This is a genomic window from Asanoa sp. WMMD1127, assembly GCF_029626225.1.
GTDB lineage: Bacteria > Actinomycetota > Actinomycetes > Mycobacteriales > Micromonosporaceae > Asanoa.
This window is the reverse complement of record NZ_JARUBP010000001.1, coordinates 1,485,441-1,501,577: the sequence shown is the minus strand read 5'-3', so window position 1 is coordinate 1,501,577 and position 16,137 is coordinate 1,485,441. Positions and strand designations below refer to the sequence as shown.

General features: G+C 70.2%; 14 protein-coding genes and 1 pseudogene. 12 read left to right on the top strand and 3 right to left on the bottom strand.

The window, feature by feature from the left end; translation table 11 throughout:
- Positions 1-3 precede the first annotated feature (3 nt).
- The 9 genes from O7635_RS07335 (at position 4) to mqnP (ending at position 10,611) form a co-directional block, all read left to right on the top strand.
- Complete coding sequence (locus tag O7635_RS07335) at positions 4-519, top strand: TlpA disulfide reductase family protein (protein WP_278085399.1); 516 nt, start codon at positions 4-6, stop codon at positions 517-519.
- Positions 519-1,340 (top strand): cytochrome c biogenesis protein CcdA, encoded by an 822-nt coding sequence (locus tag O7635_RS07330; protein WP_278079648.1) that lies wholly within the window; start codon positions 519-521, stop codon positions 1,338-1,340. Before O7635_RS07335 ends, O7635_RS07330 begins: the two co-directional genes overlap by 1 nt.
- Entirely contained in the window at positions 1,341-2,912 is a 1,572-nt protein-coding gene (locus O7635_RS07325) for a cytochrome c biogenesis protein ResB (protein WP_278079647.1), read from the top strand. It begins immediately after the preceding gene.
- Positions 2,912-3,868: a c-type cytochrome biogenesis protein CcsB gene (ccsB, locus tag O7635_RS07320; RefSeq protein ID WP_278079646.1), complete on the top strand. Its 957-nt coding sequence runs from the start codon at positions 2,912-2,914 to the stop codon at positions 3,866-3,868. Before O7635_RS07325 ends, ccsB begins: the two co-directional genes overlap by 1 nt.
- A 78-nt stretch (positions 3,869-3,946) precedes the next feature.
- Positions 3,947-6,514, top strand: coding sequence for a hypothetical protein (locus tag O7635_RS07315; RefSeq protein ID WP_278079645.1), 2,568 nt, complete (start codon positions 3,947-3,949; stop codon positions 6,512-6,514).
- A 54-nt stretch (positions 6,515-6,568) separates the two neighbouring features.
- Positions 6,569-7,090 (top strand): SigE family RNA polymerase sigma factor, encoded by a 522-nt coding sequence (locus O7635_RS07310; RefSeq protein WP_278079644.1) that lies wholly within the window; start codon positions 6,569-6,571, stop codon positions 7,088-7,090.
- Positions 7,087-8,205, top strand: a complete 1,119-nt coding sequence (locus O7635_RS07305) for a hypothetical protein (protein ID WP_278079643.1) — start codon at positions 7,087-7,089, stop codon at positions 8,203-8,205. The genes O7635_RS07310 and O7635_RS07305 overlap by 4 nt, the downstream gene beginning before the upstream one ends.
- A gap of 49 nt (positions 8,206-8,254) precedes the next feature.
- Entirely contained in the window at positions 8,255-9,712 is a 1,458-nt protein-coding gene (locus tag O7635_RS07300; protein ID WP_278079642.1) for a menaquinone biosynthesis decarboxylase, read from the top strand.
- Positions 9,712-10,611: a menaquinone biosynthesis prenyltransferase MqnP gene (mqnP, locus tag O7635_RS07295; RefSeq protein ID WP_278079641.1), complete on the top strand. Its 900-nt coding sequence runs from the start codon at positions 9,712-9,714 to the stop codon at positions 10,609-10,611. The genes O7635_RS07300 and mqnP overlap by 1 nt, the downstream gene beginning before the upstream one ends.
- A gap of 374 nt (positions 10,612-10,985) precedes the next feature.
- Here the strand turns inward: mqnP and O7635_RS07290 are convergent.
- Positions 10,986-12,154, bottom strand: a protein-coding gene (locus tag O7635_RS07290; protein ID WP_278079640.1) for an IS3 family transposase whose coding sequence is annotated in 2 segments (ribosomal slippage) — positions 10,986-11,905 and positions 11,905-12,154 — 1,170 coding nt in all. Because the reading frame shifts where the segments join, the coding sequence is not laid out codon by codon here.
- A 166-nt stretch (positions 12,155-12,320) separates the two neighbouring features.
- Between O7635_RS07290 and O7635_RS07285 the strand changes: the two are divergent.
- Positions 12,321-13,302 (top strand): annotated as a pseudogene (locus O7635_RS07285) (IS481 family transposase).
- Between the two features lie 150 nt (positions 13,303-13,452).
- On the opposite strand, the gene O7635_RS07280 reads toward O7635_RS07285, so the two are convergent.
- Positions 13,453-14,472 carry a terpene synthase gene (locus O7635_RS07280; RefSeq protein ID WP_278079639.1) on the bottom strand — a complete coding sequence of 340 codons (1,020 nt, stop codon included), beginning with the start codon at positions 14,470-14,472 and terminating at the stop codon, positions 13,453-13,455.
- A gap of 12 nt (positions 14,473-14,484) precedes the next feature.
- Here O7635_RS07280 and O7635_RS07275 point away from each other — a divergent pair, with 12 nt between their 5' ends.
- The gene (locus O7635_RS07275) at positions 14,485-15,135 is read left to right on the top strand and encodes a UbiX family flavin prenyltransferase (protein WP_278079638.1); all 651 of its coding nucleotides are present in this window, start codon (positions 14,485-14,487) and stop codon (positions 15,133-15,135) included.
- 16 nt (positions 15,136-15,151) lie between these two features.
- Here the strand turns inward: O7635_RS07275 and O7635_RS07270 are convergent, their stop codons facing one another.
- Positions 15,152-15,424, bottom strand: a complete 273-nt coding sequence (locus O7635_RS07270) for a BldC family transcriptional regulator (protein WP_278079637.1) — start codon at positions 15,422-15,424, stop codon at positions 15,152-15,154.
- A 244-nt stretch (positions 15,425-15,668) separates the two neighbouring features.
- On the opposite strand from O7635_RS07270, the gene O7635_RS07265 reads away from it, so the two are divergent.
- Positions 15,669-16,127, top strand: coding sequence for an Lrp/AsnC family transcriptional regulator (locus tag O7635_RS07265; RefSeq protein WP_278079636.1), 459 nt, complete (start codon positions 15,669-15,671; stop codon positions 16,125-16,127).
- Positions 16,128-16,137: the final 10 nt, after the last annotated feature.

The following is a 16,137-nucleotide window of genomic DNA, read 5'->3' as shown; positions in this document are numbered from 1 at the left end:
GCCATCGTCTACGTGGTCACCGGCCGCGGCGGCGACAGTTGGCAGGACCTGTGCTCGGCGTCGGCCGAACAGGTCATCGAGTGCGCCGCCGGCAAGCGTCCGGTGGCGCCGGCCATTTCCGGCGAGCTGCTGGAGGGCGGCACCTACGACTCGGCGTCGAGCGCCGGCAAGGTCGTCGTCGTCAACTTCTGGGGATCGTGGTGCCCGCCGTGCCGGGCCGAGATCGACGACCTGGAAGCGGTCTACGAGTCGACCAAGGCCAAGGGCGTCGACTTCCTCGGCATCAACATCCGCGACAGCCGCGACGCCGCCCTCGCGTTCCACAACCAGCGCGTGGCCTACCCGAGCGTGTTCGACCCCTCCAGCAAGCTGGCGCTCGGCTACGAGATCCCGCCCAACTCCATCCCCGCCACGATCGTCGTCGACCGGTCCGGTGACATCGCGTACGTGATCCGCCGCGCCGTCACCACGGACCAGCTCCAGCGGATCGTCGAGCGGGTCGCGGCCGAGGCTTCCTGATGGGCGAGACGTTCGGCGACCTCGCGATCAGCGGCCCGCTGCTGTTCGCCATCGGCGGCGCGGCGCTGGCCGGCCTGGTCAGCTTCCTCTCACCCTGCGTCCTCCCCTTGGTCCCCGGCTACCTGAGCTACGTCACCGGCCTCGCCGGCTCCGAGCTCGAAAGGAACGGCCCGTTACTAACGGTTTCCGCAGAACAACGGACCGTTCCTAACGCCGGAGGCGGTGCTCTGGCGACCGCGGTGCGCGAGCGCAGTCGGGTGTTCGCCGGCACGATGTTGTTCATCGTCGGGTTCACCACCGTGTTCGTGCTTGTGGCGGTGCTGGTCAGCCGGGTCGGCTGGGCGATGGTCGAGCACCGGCGGTTGCTGGAGATCGTCGTCGGCTCACTGATCATCGTGCTGGCACTGGCCTTCCTCGGCGTCATCCCCGGCCTGCAGCGCGAGGTGCGGATCCAGGCGCTGCCGAAGGCCGGCCTGCTCGCCGCCCCGGTGTTCGGCGCCGTGTTCGCGCTCTCCTGGGTGCCGTGCGTGGGCCCGACGATGGGCTCGGTGCTGCTGCTGGCCAGCACGTCGGGGCAGGTCGACCGGGCCGTCGTGCTCGCCGTCGCGTACTGCCTCGGGTTGGGCATCCCGTTCGTGGTCTTCGGCCTGTTCTTCACCCGGCTGCTCGGGCTGTTCAAGCTGATCCGCCGCAACAGCCAGTGGGTGACCCGCGTGGGGGCCGCGTTGCTGATCGCGATCGGCGTGGCCCTGATCACCGGCGCTTGGAGCACCTTCCTGATCTGGCTGCAGCCCAGCGGCGCGGGAAGCATCGGGATCTGAATGACCGCCACCGAGACCCGACCCGCGCCGCCGGCCCCGCCGCCCCGCCCACCCGGCTGGGGCAGCTGGCTGCTCGGCCTGGCCCGCGGCTTCTGGCGGCAGTTGACGAGCATGCGCACCGCGCTGGTCCTGCTCTTCCTGCTGGCCGTCGCGTCGATCCCCGGCTCGGTGCTGCCACAGAGCAACGTGGCGGTCGAGCAGGTCCAGAACTTCTACCGCGACCACCCGACGCTGGCACCCTGGGTCGCCAAGGTCGGTGGATTCGACGTCTTCGGCTCCGCCTGGTTCGCCGCGATCTACCTGCTGCTGTTCACGTCGCTGATCGGCTGCGTGCTGCCGCGGCTGCGCGACCACTACCGGGCGATCCGTTCCCGGCCGCCGAACGTGCCGGCCCGGCTCGACCGGCTGCCCCACCACGAGACGGTCGCGGACTTCGACGGCGACGTGGCGCAGGTCGCCGCGGCCCTGCGCAAGCAACGCTGGCGGGTCGTCGTGCGCGACGACACCGTGTCGGCGGAGAAGGGCTACCTCAAGGAGACCGGCAACCTGCTCTTCCACTTCTCGCTGATCGCCGTGCTCGTCGCGGTGGCGCTCGGCTCGTGGTACGGCTGGCACGGCAACCGGATCCTCGTCGCCGGCAAGGACTCCGGCTTCTGCAACAGCCTGCAGCAGTACGACGAGTCGAAGCTCGGCCCGCGGGTCGACGACAAGCTGCAGCCGTTCTGCCTGACGCTGGACGACTTCAAGGCGTCGTTCCAGACGACGGGGCAGCCCAAGGAGTTCCGCGCGACGGTCACGGTCGAGGGCGACGGGCCGACCCGCACCGACAGCTTCTCCGTCAACGACCCGCTGCGGCTCGACGGTGCCTCGGTCTACCTGCTCGGCCACGGTTACGCGCCGATCCTGCGCTACACCGACCGGTTCGGGAAGGCGCAGACCAAGGAAGGCCCGTTCCTCTCGGAAGACGAGATGCAGACCAGCTCGGGCGCCATCTCGTTCCCGGACGCCAACGTGGACCCGGCCACCGGCCTGCGGGACCCGAACCTGCAGATGGGCTTCGACGGCCTCTACCTGCCGACGGCACCCGACCAGGCGCCGTACCTGCGCTCGCAGTTTCCCGCGGAGAACAACCCCGCGCTGCTGCTGACCGCCTACCGCGGCAACCTCGGCCTCGACGCCGGCATCCCGAGCTCGGTCTACCGGCTCGACCAGACCCAGATCGACGCGGGCCGGCTCAAGCAGGTCGGCGAGGCCAAGCTGCTCAAGCCCGGCGAGTCGTGGACGCTCGACGACGGCTCGACCGTGCAGTTCGTCGGCACCAAGGCCTACGCGGTCCTGTCGGTGCGGCATGACCCCGGCCAGGGCATCGCGCTGGTGGCGTCGGTGCTCGCCCTCACCGGTCTGATGGGCTCGCTGTTCGGCAAGCGCCGGCGCGTCTTCTTCCGGCTGGCTTCCCCATCTCCGACATCCAGTAGTAGATTGCTCGAGGCCGGTGGCCTCCCGCGCACCGACTACCCCGGCTTCGCCGAGGAGTTCGCTTCCACCGTCGCCGCCGTGAGAGAGAAGACCTGATGGCCGCCTTGTCGGACACGCTGCTGGTGGTGGCCATGCTCGGCTACCTCGTCGCGATGATCTGCTACGCCGCCGTGTACGCGTTCGGCGACCGCGGTGCCGTCGCCCGCGTGGCGACCCGGGAGCGCGAACTCGTCGGCGCCGGCGGACCGCCGGTGGTGATCGAAGAGGTGAAGCCGGCGGCGCAGCCACCGACCCGCGGCGCCTGGGCGGGCCGGGTCGCCGCCGCGGTGCTGGTGCTGGCCGGCGTGGCCCAGATCGGCTCGCTGGTCTTCCGTGGCGTCGCGGCCGACCGGCTGCCCTGGGGCAACATGTACGAGTACGTCCTGGCGGCCACCTCGGTCGCGGCGGTGGCGTGGGTCGTCGTGATGGTCCAGCGGCCGGCGCTGCGGCACCTCGGGCTCTACGTCGCGCTGACCCAGGTGGTCCTGCTCGGCGTGGCCGCGCTGTTCCTCTACGTGCCGGTCGGTCCGCTGGTGCCGGCCCTGGACTCCTACTGGCTGGCGATCCACGTGACCGCCGTGGCGATCTCGTCCGGCATCTTCCTCATCGGCTTCGTGCCGGCGGCCCTGTTCCTGATCCGCTCGGGCTACGACAAGGGCCGGATGAGCTTCCCGTTCAGCCTGGGCGAGCGCCTGCCGGCCGCGGCCGTCCTCGAGCGACTGTCGTTCCGCCTGCACGCGTTCGCGTTCCCGATCTGGACCTTCGGCGCGCTGATCGCCGGCCCGATCTGGGCGGAGTCGGCCTGGGGACGCTACTGGGGCTGGGACCCCAAGGAGGTGTGGGCGTTCATCTCCTGGATCGTCTACGCCGGCTACCTGCACGCGCGCGCGACCCCGAGCGTCAAGCAGACGACGGCGACCTGGATCGCGGTGCTGGGCTTCCTGACGATGCTGATGAACCTGTTCGGCGTCAACATCTTCTTCACGGGCCTCCACTCGTACGGCGGCCTCTGACCTCACCCGAACGGCCATGGATCGCGGCCGATCCTGTCGCTACGCTCTCCCTTGATCAAGTTCTGACGGGGGAGCGAGATGGTGGTACGTCGCGGCCTTGCGCTGCTGAGCATCGGTGTGTTGACGGCGGCCGGGCTGGCGGTCGGCGTAGCGGCGGCGGCCGAACCGCCGGCGACCATCCACGTCGCCAACTCCTGCGGCAGCACGCAGGACGGCAGTAAGAGCAGGCCCTACTGCACGATCTCGAAGGCCGCGGAGGTGGCGCTGCCCGGCCAGACGATCGCCGTGGACAAGGGCCGGTACGCCGAGACCGTCGTGGTGCCCTCCGGACAACCGGGCAAACCGATCACGTTCGCCGCGTACCGCGGGCCTGGTGGCCGCGTCGAACTTGACCCGGGCCCGACCGGGACGGCTTTCCGCGCCTCGGGCGTGCACGACGTCGTCATCGACGGGTTCGAACTCGGCTACGGCACCGCGGCCCCCGTGCTCGTCGAGAACTCGAGCGACATCACGGTCTCCAACGGCTGGCTCACGACCGTCGACGTGCCCGGAGTCGACGTCCGAGGCGGCTCGCAGCGGGTGACGGTCAGCGGCATGTCGGTGTGGGCCGTTCGCGCTCCGGCCTTCGCGATCGGCGCGGGCGCCACCGGCACGGTGCTCGCCGGCAACAGCGTGCGACTCGTCCGCAGTGTCGGCCCCGCGGTGCACCAAGCCGTCACAGTGGCCGACGCCCCCGCGACGACGATCACCAACAACACGATCGTGACGGACTGCGGCACCGGTGTCGCGGTCTCCGGGGCGTCGGCCGGGTTCGCCCTCCACAACTCGATCGTGCGCACCGTCGCCGTCGGCCTCTCCGGCCGGTGCGCCGCGGCGTCGGGCCCCGATCCGGCGAGTGTGCTGCCGGTGACGGTCGCCGGCGCGGCCACCGCCGACGGGCGCGTCGACTACAACGTGATCGATCCCGGGCACGGTGGTGCGCTCTACTCGTGGGGCGACACCGCCTATCCGAGCCTGACGGCGTTCCGGGACGCCACCGGCCAGGGAACGCACGACATCGCCGCCGACCCGAAGCTCGTCAACGCCGACTCGTACGACGCGGGGTGGAGCCTGACGCCCGAATCGCCGGCGATCGACTCCGCGTTGGCCGACGCGCCGGCGCGACCCGCCACGGACCTGGTGGGCAACGCCCGCGCCGACAAGCCCGACAGCCCTAACAGCGGTGGGGGCTTCGTCGACCGCGGCGCTGTCGAGTTGGTGCCCGCCGCGTCGCTGACCTCCACCATCAGCCGGGTGCCCGGCGGCAGCGCGTTCGAGACCGTGACGACCGCCAAAGCGAGCTATGCCTGGGTCACCGACGGGCCGATCGGCGTGTTCACCTTCAACCGGAACGTGGGGCGGCCGATCGTCAACCGCACCGGAACCGCCCGAGTCACCTTCACCAAGGCCGGCTGGGCGTGCGTGATGATCGAGTTCAGCCCCGACGGCTTCCGGTCCGCCAAGGAACCCCAGTACCAGTCGCCCTGCATGATGCTCGGTGGCTCCTACACCGCGGTGGCTCCGCAACGGGTGCTCGACACCCGGACCGCGACCGGAGTGTCCGGCACCCGCCCGGTGAACTCCAACGAGGAGATCCAGTTCGCGCTGCCGGCACCGGCCGCGAACGCCAGCGCGGTCGTGCTGAACGTCACCGTGACGAAGCCGACGGGGTTCGGCGCCGTGAAGGTCTACGAGGCCGGCGACACCGAGCCCAACGGCAACAGCATCATGTTCGCCACCAACCAGACCATCGCGAACCTGGTGACCGTGCGGGTCCGCAACGGCCGGGTGGCCCTCGCCAACAAGAGCTACGGCACGGTGCACGTGCTCGCCGACCTGGCCGGCTACTACGCCGACGGGACAACCGGTCTGCGCACGGCGACGCCGGTCCGGGTCCTCGACACCCGCACCGCGACCGGCGTGCCCGGCACCGCCCCGATCGGTCCACAAGGGAAGGTGACGGTCGACGTGTCGTCGCGGGTGCCGGCCGGGACCGCCGCCGTGGTGCTCAGCCTGACCGCCACGAAGCCGACCCAGAGCGGCCACTTCACGGCCTATCCGCCCGGCGCGGCGGTGCCGGCGGCGTCGAACATCAACTTCGTGGCGAACCAGACGGTGAACAACATGGTCATCGCCCCGGTCGTGAACGGGAAGATCGCGTTCGCACACGGCGGCTCGGGCACGGTGCACCTGATCGCCGACCTGTCGGGCTGGTTCGCGCCCGGCGGCGGCGACATGTACCTGCCGACCTATCCGAGCCACCTGCTCGAGCCGGGCTTCAACGCCGGCGCCACGGTCGGCCCGGGCAAGTCGGTGCGGGTCTTCGTCAGCGACAACGAGTGCGGTTCGACACCGTGTGAGCCGCGTGCCGCCGTCGTCGTCAACGTGGCCGTCACCTCACCGCAGTCGGGCGGTTACCTGTCGGTCTATCCGTACGGGCAGGCCCGGCCCGCGGCGTCCGTGCTCAACTTCGGTGCGGGTCAGAACCTCGCGACCCTGGTCACCGTCGGTCTCGGCGAAGACTCGTTCATGGTCTACAACAGCAGCTCCGGGACGGTTCAGGTCTGGGTGGACCAGGCCGGCTTCTATCTCGGACCGGTGACCTGACGCCAAGCAGCAGCCGGGGCGATCCCGGCGTTGTCAGGGGTATGAGGGACGAGCATGGACGCTGATCTCGAGGCGGAGTTCAGCGATTTCGTGGCGGCGCGGTCGCATGCGTTGTTTCGCACCGCGCTCGCGTTGACCGGGCATCGGCAGCAGGCCGAGGACCTGTTGCAGATCGTGCTGATCCGGGGCGCGAAGCACTGGCCGCGGATCCGGTCCGGCGCGCCCGAGGCCTATCTGCGCACCGCGCTCTACCGCCAGCGGACCAGCTGGTGGCGCAGCCTGCGCCGCCGACCGGAGGTGTCCACCGCCGCGGTGCCGGAGACCGCCGTCACCGGCGACGCGACGGCGACCGTCGACCTCCACCTCGCACTGCGGCACGCGCTGACGCGGTTGGCGCCCAAACACCGCGCGGTGCTGGTGTTGCGCTACTTCGAGGACCGCCCGGACGACGAGATCGCCGGGATCCTCGGGTGCGCCGAGTCGACCGTGCGCAGCCAGGCTGCCCGCGCGCTCGCCCGGTTGCGCCAGCTCGCCCCCGAACTTCAGTTCGATGCGAAGGAGGACGCGTCGCGATGAGCGATCGCCTCACCGGCGCTCTGCGCCAGACGTTCGAGCAGCTCGCCGACGACGGTCCGCCACCGGCCGGGCTGGCCCGCACCGCGTTGTCCCGCGCCCGGCGGCAACGGCGGGCCCGGCTCGCTCGCGGGGTCGGTCTGGCCGTGTGCGCCGCACTGGCCGGCGGGGTCGCCCTCGTCGGCCAACAGGGCGGTGGCACGCCGGTGGCCGGCGGGCCGGGCCGGTCGGTGGTCACCGTCTACAGCAGCATCCGCGACCTCGCGGTCGAAGACGGCAGCCCGGCGTTCGACTACTCGCTGCTGCTCGACCGGGAGACCGGCAGGTACGAGCGGGTCGACTACCGGTCCGTCACGCCCGCACCGGACGGCGACCGGCTGCTGGTCGGGGTCGGTGACAACAGCGCGGCGCATCCCACCCGAGTCGGCATCATGGACCAGGCGGGTGGCGACGTCAGGTGGATCGACGACAAGCAGATCCCGTGGTTCCCCGGTAACGCCGGCGACGGCGTGTGGTCGCCGGACGGCCGGCGGATCGCGTTCCGGCTGCCCAACGACGACGTCGGGCTGGTCGTCGTGGACGCGGAGACCCTCAAGGCCACCTTCGTGCCGTTGCCCGACTTCCGCCAAGGTGACATCCGGCCGCGGTGGACGCCCGACAGTGCCGGCTTCGCGATCACCCTGGGTGGCCATGAAACCGAGGGCAGCCCGTTCCAGGCGACCGAGGTGCGCTTCTACAACCTCGACGGCACAGTGCGGCGCAGCCTTCCGGTGCCCGACGCCACGCTCGGCGAAGCGCCCGCCTTCTCCGCCGGAGGGCAGCTGGCGCTGAGTGGGCCGGGCGGCGGTGAGTCGCCGTTCTCGGTCGTGGTCGTCGACCCCGAGTCGGGCGCGGAGCGCGCGCGGTTCACCGTGCCCGGCGCCGGCCGGATCGTCAGTTGGGTCGGCGAGGAACACCTGCTGATCCACACGTACGACGGGTCCGGCGCACTCCAGGTCGTCGACCTCCACGGCGCCGTGACCAAGCGGTTCACCCCGCCCGACGGCGTCTTCGCCCAGGAGATCCACGTCGGTTCCGCCGCCGGGCTGCCGGCCTCGGCCGCCGACCTGACCTTCTGAACCGGGGGCCGGGAAGGTGCGACCCAGGCCATAGGCGAGACTGCTACTTATGGCCCGCGCCTTCCCGTACCCGGACCTGAAGGACTTCATCGCCGCCCTCGAGAGCGCCGGTGAGCTGCGGCGTGTCGGAGTGCCGGTCGATCCGACGCTGGAGATCAGCGAGGTGGTGACCCGGACCGTCCGCGCCGGTGGACCCGCGTTGCTGTTCGAGCGGCCGACCCGGGGCGAGATGCCGGTGGCGATCAACCTGTTCGGCACCGAGCGGCGCACCGCGATGGCCCTCGGCGTCGAGCGCCTCGACGAGATCGGCGACCGGATCGGCGCCATGGTCAAGCCGGAGCTGCCCGTCGGCTGGTCGGGCATCCGCGACGGGCTCGGCAAGGTCATGCAGCTCAAGTCCGTGCCTCCGAAGAAGGTCCGGACCGCGCCCTGCCAGCAGGTGGTCTACAAGGGCAACGACGTCGACCTCAACCGGCTGCCGGGGCTGCAGGTCTGGCCCGAGGACGGCGGGATCTACCACAACTTCGGGCTCACCCACACCAAGCACCCAGAAACCGGCAAGCGCAACCTCGGCCTCTATCGCCTCCAGCAGCACTCGCACAACACCCTGGGGATGCACTGGCAGATCCACAAGGACTCCACGGCGCACCACGCGGTGGCCGAGCGGCGCGGTGAGCGGCTCCCAGTGGCGATCGCGATCGGCGCCGACCCGGTGGTCAGCTACGCGGCCAGCGCGCCGCTGCCCGGCGACATCGACGAATACCTGTTCGCGGGCTTCCTCCGCGGCGAGCGGGTCGAGATGGTCGACTGTCTGACCGTGCCGTTGCAGGTGCCCGCCCAGGCACAGATCGTGCTGGAGGGCTACATCGAGCCCGGCGAGCGGCTGCCCGAGGGCCCGTTCGGCGACCACACCGGCTTCTACACCCCGGTCGAGCCGTTCCCGGTCATGCACGTCGAGTGCGTCACGACCCAGCGCGACCCCGTCTACCACTCGATCATCACGTCCAAGCCGCCGCAGGAGGACCACGGTCTCGGCAAGGCCACCGAGCGGATCTTCCTGCCGCTGCTCCGGCTGCTGATCCCGGACATCGTCGACTACGACCTGCCCTCGGCCGGCGTGTTCCACAACTGCGTGATCGTCTCGATCCGCAAGCGCTACCCGAAGCACGCCCAGAAGGTGATGAGCGCGGTCTGGGGCGCCCACCTGCTGTCGCTGTCCAAGCTGATCGTGGTGGTCGACGACGACTGCGACGTGCACGACTACGCCGAGGTGGCGTTCCGCGCGTTCGGCAACGTCGACTACACGCACGACCTGCTGCTCACGCAGGGCCCGGTCGACCACCTGGACCACGCGTCCTACCAGCAGTTCTGGGGTGGCAAGGCCGGTGTCGACGCCACCCGCAAGCTGCCGACCGAGGGCTACACCCGCGGCTGGCCGGACGAGATGACCATGTCGCCGGAGATCACGGCCCTGGTCGACAAGCGGTGGAAGGAGTACGGCATCTGATGGTCGCCGTGACGGCGCCGGCCCCCAACCGGGTCCGGGCCTTCATGCGGCTGGTGATGATCGAGCACTCGATCTTCGCCTTGCCGTTCGCCTACGTCGCCGCGCTGGCCGCGATGCGGCTCGACGGCGGCCACGTCCAGTGGGACACGCTGGCGCTGATCACCATCGCGATGGTGGCGGCTCGGACGGTCGCCATGGCCGCCAACCGGATCATCGACCGGCGAATCGACGCGCAGAACCCGCGCACGGCGAACCGCGAGCTCATCACCGGCGCGGTCTCCCTGCGTACCGCCTGGATCGGCCTGTTGATCTCGCTGGCCGTCTTCGAGGGCACCGCGGCCGCGCTCAACCCGCTCTGCCTGGTGCTCTCGCCGGTGGCGCTGTTCCTGCTGGTCATCTACTCCTACGCGAAGCGGTTCACCAACTACCCGCAGCTGTTCCTGGCCGCGGCCCAGGCGGTGGCCCCGGTCGGCGCGTGGATCGGCGTGACCGGCGAATGGTCCTGGCCGGCGTTCGTGCTCGGCGTCGCGGTGGGCACCTGGATCGGCGGCTTCGACTGCATCTACGCGGTGCAGGACCTCGAGGCCGACCGCCGCATCGGCATCGGCTCGGTGCCGGTCCGCCACGGCGTACGCGGCGCGCTGGTCATCTCCGCGGTCACGCACGTGGTGACGGTCGCCTTCTACATCTGGTTCGGCTTCCTCGCCGACCTGGGCTGGCTCTGGCTGGCCGGCGTAGCGATCACCGCGGCGGTGCTGGTCTACGAGCACGCCATCGTCAAGCCGTCCGACCTGTCGCGGGTCAACCGCGCCTTCTTCACCGCCAACGGCGTGATCGGCATCGTCCTGTTCGCCTTCGCCCTGCTCGACCTCGTCACGCTGCAGGGTCTGCGGGGCTAGCACTTCATCGCGAGTCGTGGATCCGTGCGTAGATGGAGTCGAGGATCTGGTCGGCGTCCGTTGCGCGGCTCAGGCCATTTCCTGGTCGGCTCGCCAAGCCGCCGAAACAGCGGGGACAACTTGATCCAGTGCGGCGCATCAGGTGACCGACGGCGACCGGCCATGATCCTGTGCATCTCACCTGGACCGCTCACGGCGTGTCTCCCAGACGACGTTCACACGATCATGCGGCACGCCACTCCCGGACCAGACTCCGTACACACGATCAACGGGGGCGGCGTCGGGACGATCCGATCCGGCGAACACGGCCCCCGAACGGGCCCTAGGTGTAGTGTGAGCTTGACCCGGTTTCCCGGACACTTCTGGTGTGGTGATCACGCCGCGGTGGCTAGATCGGTGTGGTGTCGTTCGTAGTCGATCGGGGACAGGTTGCCAAGGGCCGAGTGCCGTCGGCGTGGGTTGTACCAGGCCTCGATCCACTCGAAGATGGCGTTGGCCAGCTCCTGACGGTTGCCCCAAGGTTGGCGGTCGAGGAGCTCGAGCTGCATGGAGCCGAAGAACGATTCGACCAGGCTGTTGTCGTAGCAGTCACCGATCGAGCCCATCGAGCCGAGCAGCCCGGCCGTGCGTAGCCGGTGCCCGAACGCCCAACTGGTGTATTGGGTGCCGTGGTCGGAGTGGACCACGGTCTGTCCGGCCACCGGTCGGCGGCGCCAGCGGGCCATGTCCAGGGCGTCGACGACCAGCTCCGTGCGTAGGTGGTCGGCGATCGACCAGCCCACGACCCGGCGGGCGAACACGTCCAGGACGACCGCGCAGTAGACCCAGCCCTGCCCGGTGCGGTGTTGGGTGATGTCGGTGACCCACAGCGCGTCTGGACGGTTGGCGACGAACCGGCGGTTGACCAGATCCGCTGAGGGTGTGGCGGCCGGATCCCTGACGGTGCAACCCCTTCGCCGCCGCCGATACACCCCTTCGAGGCCGTCGGCGCGCATCAGCCGAGCGACCCGTTTACGGCCGCATCGGACCCCGGCCGCCAGGCGCAGCTCGGCATGGACCCGCGGCGCGCCGTAGCTACCGCGGGACATCTGATGGATCTCGCGGATCGTGCGGGTGAGCGCCTCATCGGCCATCGCCCGCCGGCTGGGCCCACGCCGGCGCCAGTGGTGGAACCCGGCCCTCGACACGCCCAGCACCCGGCAGCACACCGCCACCGGTATGCCGTCGGCGGTGAGCTCTACGACGACCGGGTAGATCATTTTGGGAGGACGTTCTCCCGCGCGAAATAGGCCGCGGCCCGGCGCAGGATCTCGTTCTCCACCTCCAGACGCCGCTTCTCCTTACGCAGCGCGGCCAGCTCCTTGCGTTCCTCGCTGGTCAACCCCTCACGCCTGCCGGCGTCCCGGTCAGCCTGGGCCAACCAGTTACGCAGGCACGACTCGGAGATCCCCAAGCCTTTCGCGACCTGCGCGATCGGCTGCTCCCTCAACCGGGCCAACTCGACCGCACGCTCACGGAACTCCGGCGGGTGTGGTGCAGGCATCCGAACTCCTCCCTCGGCGACAGTCTCGCCTCAGATCAGGTGTCCGGGAAAGCGGGTCAAGCTCAAGTGACCATGAGCGTTGTTGACGGCGTGGTGGCTTGAGATGTGAGAAGACCTCCGGCGAGGTGTGAGGTGCTGACGCTCATACCTGAAACCGGAGGTCTTCGTGGCCCACCGTAATGCCCGGCTGACCGTGCACGGCAGGCGGACACTGATTCATCGCGTGGTGGTCGAGGGCCGTCCCGTCGCTCACGTGGTCAAGGAACTGGGGTGCTCCCGCGCTACCGGCTACAAATGGCTGGCCCGATGGCGCGCGGAAGGCGACGCCGGGCTCTTCGACCGGCCCAGCGTGGCCCATCGGATACCCGCCAAGACCCCTCCCGAAGTGGAGGCACGGGTCTGCCAACTGCGGACCACCCTCAAACGCGGGCCACACCGGCTGGCCGCGCTGCTGAACATGCCCACCTCGACCGTGCACGCGGTCCTGACCCGCCACGGCCTGCACCGTCTGGCCTGGCTCGACCGCCCGACCGGCCAGCTGATCCGCCGCTACGAACGCGCCCACCCGGGCGAGCTGATCCACGTCGACGTCAAGAAGATCGGCCGGCTCCGCGACAGCGGCGGCTGGCGCGTCCACGGCCGCGGCAGCAGCCAGGAGCGACGCGCCAAAGCCGACCGCAACGCCGGCGGCCGGGTCGGCTACGAATACGTCCACGCCGCGATCGACGACCACACCCGCCTGGCCTACGCCGAGATCCACCCCGACGAGAAAAGCACCACCTGCGCCGCGTTCCTACGAAACGCCGCCGCCCACTTCGCCGCCCTGGGCATCACCGGCATCCAACGCGTGATGACCGACAACGCGCCCGTCTACCGCCGCGGCCACGCCTGGCGCGACGCCCTGACCGACCTCGGCGCCACCGCACGTTTCACCAAGCCCTACCGACCCCAAACCAACGGCAAGGCCGAGCGCTTCAACCGCACCATGGCCGACGAATGGATCTACTCCCGGCCCTTCACCAGCAACCAGGACCGCGCCGACGCCCTTCCCACATGGCTACACACCTACAATCACCACCGCACACACCGCGCTCGCAGGCAAGCCACCCATCAGCCGCGTCAACAACGGTCCTGGAAGCTACACCTAGACATCGCCGAATCACGAAGCATGTCGTGATCTCCATGAACGCCGCTAGGTTTGCGATGTTGTCGGCGGACGAGTCGACGGACGGAGCTGTCGTGTTGTCCCCGTCACCCAGACATCGCATGCCGCAGGTGTCTCGATTCTCAAGACACCACTACATGGGGCTGACCCAGTCCTCGACGATCGTCGGCAGGGGATACCGGGGTGACTCGAGCGACCAGTCGATCGTGCCGCGGACCGAGTCGGCGACGCCCTCGACGTAGCGGCGGACCGCGACGTCGATGCGGGCGCCGAACGCCGGCACGGCCGCGCGGAGTTCGACGAACCGGGTCATCCGTTCCTGCCAGCGGCCGATCACCTCGGTGATGGCGGCGTCGCGGGACAGGCCCCGCTCGCGGGCCGTGGCCAGCACCAGGTTGTGCCCGACCGCCGTGTTCTCGTCGCGCTCGAGCGAGAGCAGGTCGTTGAACCAGGAGAGCAGGTCGTTGCCGGCCGCGCTGATCTCGCGCAGCACCGGGTGGTGGTAGACGGCCTCCGGGATCCGGGTCCGCAGCCCGGCGGCGAACTCGATCAACGCGTACGACACGTACGCCGCCGACGTGGCCCGGCGCAGCTGGATGTATTCGACGATGCCGGGGCGGCGGCCGACCCACTTGTTGCTGGCCTCGACGAGGATGCCGTCGAGGTGGTGGCGCAGCGCGTCGGTGATCCGGTCGACGGACATCTCGGACAGGCCGGCGGTGATCTCGCGCCACGAGTCGAGGAGCATCGCGCGCATGGGTTCGGGCAGGCCGGGCGCCGGCGTGCGGCCGTCGCTGTCGATCGTGGTGTAGACGCCGTCGACCGTGGCCCGCACCCGCTCCAGCGGTGGCGCGGCGCTGCTGTCGACCGTGTCGTCGAGCAGGAAGAACCACGTGAACAGCGCGGTCACCAGGCGCAGGTCGGGGGCGTTGGCGTCGGGATAGAGCCGGCCGGCGTAGCGGGCGAACCCAGCCCCGCGCAGTCGCTCCGCCGTGTCGACGGGCACGCCGCGATCGACGAGCCACCCGGTCAACCAGTCCTGGACGTCATCGGCGTGCGGAGAGATCCGCGGCGGGATGGGGCAGAACAGACCGGGCGTCACCATGGGCAGCGGCCTCCCGTGTGCGGGCCGGGTGGGGCGACCCCGGCTCATAGGCTTGACCGTATGCGAACGCCGTGGGTGGTAGGGGTCTCGGGAGCATCTGGTACGCCATATGCGGCTTCGGTGCTGCGGGGGTTGCTCGATGCGGGGGAGTCTGTCGATCTCGTCGTCTCCCGCGCGGCGCGGCTGACGATCCTCGACGAGACCGGGGCGCCGCTGCGTGACGGGCACTGGAAGGACGACCTGGCCCGCTGGCTCGGCCGCGACCTGGCCGGCGCCGACCTGCACTTCTGGCCCGCCGGCGACCTGGCTGCGGGGCCGAGCAGCGGGTCCTACCCGGCCCGCGGGATGGTCGTGGTGCCGGCCAGCACGGCGGCCTGTGCGGGCATCGCCCTGGGGCTCTCAAAGGATCTGCTGCAGCGCGCGGCCGAGGTGAGTCTCAAGGAGCGCCGGCCGACGGTGCTCGTGCCACGGGAAACCCCGGTGACCCGCAGTCACCTGCTGCATCTGCTGGAACTCGACGCCGCCGGTGCCGTCGTGCTGCCGGCCAGTCCGGGCTTCTACGGCGCCGGCGCCGCGGCGACCGCCGCGCAGTTGGTCGACTTCGTGGCCGGCAAGATCCTCGACGCGATCGGCGTCGATCATGACCTTTCCCGGCGTTGGACCGGAGTGATCGGCGGTGCCTCCGCGAGCCCGCCCGGCGAGCCCGCCTGACGGGCCGCCTCAGGCCTCAGTGCAGGCCGGCGTTGGTCGGTCCGTGGTTGCCGCTCTGGGTCGGCCCAGCGTTGCGAGGACGGCCGTCGGCGCCGTCGTCCAGGTCGTCGAGCACGCCTTCGCCCTCGAGCAGGGCCCGGACCTCGGACTCCCGGAAGCGTCGGTGCCCACCAGGTGTCCGGATGCTCCCGATCCGGCCCGCCGCGGCCCATCGCGTCACGGTCTTGGGGTCCACCCGGAAGAGCGCAGCCACCTCGCCCGGCGTCAGCAGACGATCTCCAGTGTCCACGGTCCCCTCCTCGCGTCAGCGAAAGCCTCTCGAACTGGTCAGATGTGCGCCCCGGCAGTGCGCGAGAGGCTTTCATAGGGACGTACGGCCATTAGAGCACCGTGAGAGTGCACTGTCCTGGAATCGGGGAAAACGCACTGTGTGGGCAGATCCCCGGTAAAATTGCGAGCCGTACTCTCCTTTGCCCATGTTTCACGCGGACCGGCGAATCGTCCACTCCCGGCCCCGGTTAGGGTCTCAGGACGTGGATGCCATCGACCTGCGCCTCGTGGAGTTGTTGCGTACCAACGCCCGCCTGTCCTTCGCCGAGCTCGCCCGACAGGTCGGGTTGTCGGCGCCGGCGGTGCACGAGCGGGTCGGAAAGCTGGAATCGTCCGGTGTGGTCCGTGGCTACCGGGCCGAGGTCGATCCGGCCGCCGTCGGGCTCGGCGTGACCGCGATGATCGGCGTCGTCGAGGAGTCGACCACCGACGCCGACGACCTCCAGGCGCTGCTCCGCGAGATGCCCGAGATCGAGTCCTGCTACTTCATGGCCGGCGTCGAGTCGTTCCTGCTGACCGTCCGGGTCGGCACGATCGCCGAGCTCGAGCGCCTCATCGTGCGGCTGAACCGGACACCCGGGGTCGCTTCGACGCGTACGGCGATCGCCCTGTCCGCCAAGTGGGAGAACCGCCCGAGCCCACTGTCGCCGCCCGCGGCATAGCCTGCATCCC